Here is a 2,646-nt window from a genome sequence, read left to right as displayed (position 1 = left end):
GTATCGGCACTGACCGCAGTCCTATCATTTGTGCAGACTCTCTCGAAAAGCAGCCCGAGAAACTTTTTGATGTCATACTCGCAAATCCACCGTTCGGCACACGCCCTGCCGGTTCGGTCGATATTCAGCGCGATGACTTCATCACTGAGACAAAGAACAATCAGCTCAACTTTCTGCAACATATCATGATGTCGCTCCGCAATGGCGGTAGTGCCGCTGTCGTGCTGCCTGACAATGTTCTTTTCGAGGGTTCAGGCGAAGCGATACGCCGCAAATTGCTGACAGATTTCAATCTCCACACAATTCTGCGTCTTCCCACCGGTATATTTTATGCTCAGGGAGTTAAGGCAAACGTACTGTTCTTTACCAAAGGTGAGCCTACACGCGATGTATGGTTCTACGACTACCGCACCGGAGTGAAACATACTCTCGCCAACAACAAGCTCGAACGCCGCCACCTTAACGATTTCGTGTCCTGTTATAATCCCGACAACATTTCGGCACGAACGGAAACGTACAACGCCGAGACCGAACCAAACGGACGCTGGCGCAAATATCCGGCTGAAGATCTGCTCAAACGCGACAAGACCTCGCTTGACATCACATGGATGAAAATCGAGGACACCGACGACCGCACCCTTGCCGAGCTAATGGCTGACATTGAAACAAAAAGCAACAACATAGCCTCTGCGGTCGCTCAGTTAAAGGAATTGTTTTCCGAGCTTAACCTTAACGAAGTCAACGAATAAGCCATGGGTAAGACAGTAACTACATACCTCGTGGACGGAGATCCCAAAGGAACCCGCTATGCTTTTATCAGCAATAAGATATGCCAGATGTTTGTCGTGCCACGTTCAAATCTTGACTATCTCGACAAACAGAAGAAACTACACAAGCCGGCATTCTATATTCTTATTGGCGAAGATGAAATGGCAAAACCGCAGGCTTATATTGGAGAAACCGAAAACTTCAGGGAGAGGGTAAAAGACCATGACCAAAAGAAAACCTTTTGGCAGAAAGCTCTTATATTCGTTTCAAAAGATGCGGATATGACCAAAACAGATGTGCAATATCTGGAATATCTTGCCGTGCAACAGGCAAAGAATATCAACCGATATGGTCTTCAGGAAAACAAGCAGACTCCGAAAGAACCGAACCTTCCGGAATATCAGAAAGATGCTATGGATGAGTTCTTCGAGGACATCAAATTCCTGACATCTTTTATTGGGATAAGCATTTTTGAAACAGCTTCGGTTAATCAACTACCCGTTTTCCATTTTAAGCGTAGAGGCGCAAATGCAAAAGGTGTGTATGATGGAAATGGCTTTACTGTATTGCGAGGGAGTATATTATCCAAAGATACTGTAAACTCTTGCCATACCATCGAAAGACGGGAAATGATTATCAAGGATTACTCTCAGACAAATGAAAATGGCAACCCGGTTTTGACATCCGATATTTCATTTTCAAGTCCAAGTACAGCTGCGAGCATTTGCGGAGGATGCAGCTCAAATGGCTGGGTAGAATGGAAAAACGATAAGGGACAGACCCTTGATGAGATTTATCGTAATAAGTGACAATTATGGATACTCAGAAACTACGCCAGCGCATACTCGACCTCGCCATCCGTGGTAAACTCCTGCCACAAGACCCCAATGACGAACCGGCATCCGTCCTTCTCGACCGCATCCGCGCCGAGAAGGAACGTCTCATAGCCGAGGGCAAACTCAAACGCCCCAAAGCAAAAAAATCTACCGATAAATCCCACTATCAGAACTTCACCCCGCCTTTCGACATCCCCGAATCATGGCAGTGGGTTAAAATAGATGAAATAGCATCATCGAATATTGGATTAACATACTCGCCTCAGGACATCGTAGATGATGGTGTCCCTGTTTATCGTTCTAATAATATCAGGGATAACAAAATCTGTTTGGACGATATTGTTTATGTGTCTTGCCCTATACTTGAGAAACAATATCTTAACAACGGAGACCTTTTAATATGCGCTCGAAATGGCAGCAGAAGATTAGTCGGGAAAAATGTTATCATTGAAAATTTAGAACGTCCCACTTCATTTGGTGCTTTCATGGCTGTATGTCGTAGTTGTTATAATCCGTGGATAAAGCTTTTATTGGATTCTGCGTATTTTAATAGCTATTTGGATGAATCTAACTCTACAGCTATCAATCAAATTACGCAAAAGATGCTATTAGACTTTATCTTACCTTTACCGCCAAAAGAAGAACAAAGTCGAATAATTTCAGCATTTCATTCTATCGTAGGTGTTATAGATGGTATCGACCAAAGTAAAAAAAATCTGAGTGAAAGTATTGCCAATCTGAAGTCCAAGATCCTTGATCTTGCGATGCAGGGCAAACTCGTGCCGCAAGACCCGGCGGACGAGCCTGCCGCCGAGATGCTCCGTCGCGTCAATCCAAAGGCAAAGATAATAACGGATAACCCACATTATCCGCAATTGCCGGATAACTGGGTGCTGACCACCATTGATTCGGTCTGTGATTATGGCTATTCAGAGAATGTTAACGTTGATGAAATTGCCCTTTCTGAGTGGATACTTGAATTGGAAGATATCGAAAAAGATAGTGGGTGCGTTGTTGCTCAGAGGTCTAAGAAAGATAGAAC

Annotated in this window: 3 protein-coding genes; all 3 read left to right on the top strand. The window is 44.2% G+C overall.

The window, feature by feature from the left end:
- A partial coding sequence (locus C5O24_RS12410; RefSeq protein ID WP_153061373.1) for an HsdM family class I SAM-dependent methyltransferase occupies positions 1 to 749 on the top strand: 749 nt, incomplete at its 5' end.
- 3 nt (positions 750 to 752) lie between these two features.
- Positions 753 to 1,577 (top strand): GIY-YIG nuclease family protein, encoded by an 825-nt coding sequence (locus tag C5O24_RS12405; protein ID WP_107036520.1) that lies wholly within the window; start codon positions 753 to 755, stop codon positions 1,575 to 1,577.
- 5 nt (positions 1,578 to 1,582) lie between these two features.
- Positions 1,583 to 2,646 (top strand): restriction endonuclease subunit S (locus tag C5O24_RS12400; RefSeq protein ID WP_205961118.1); only part of this gene is annotated, 1,064 nt, incomplete at its 3' end.

The organism is Paramuribaculum intestinale (assembly GCF_003024925.1).
Lineage (GTDB): Bacteria > Bacteroidota > Bacteroidia > Bacteroidales > Muribaculaceae > Paramuribaculum > Paramuribaculum intestinale.
This window is presented reverse-complemented; position numbering and strand designations above follow the sequence as displayed.

Bases quoted from the DNA above. Each gene is read 5' to 3' on its own strand.
- C5O24_RS12405 (WP_107036520.1), top strand. From the start codon at position 753: ATGGGTAAGACAGTAACTACATACCTCGTGGACGGAGATCCCAAAGGA.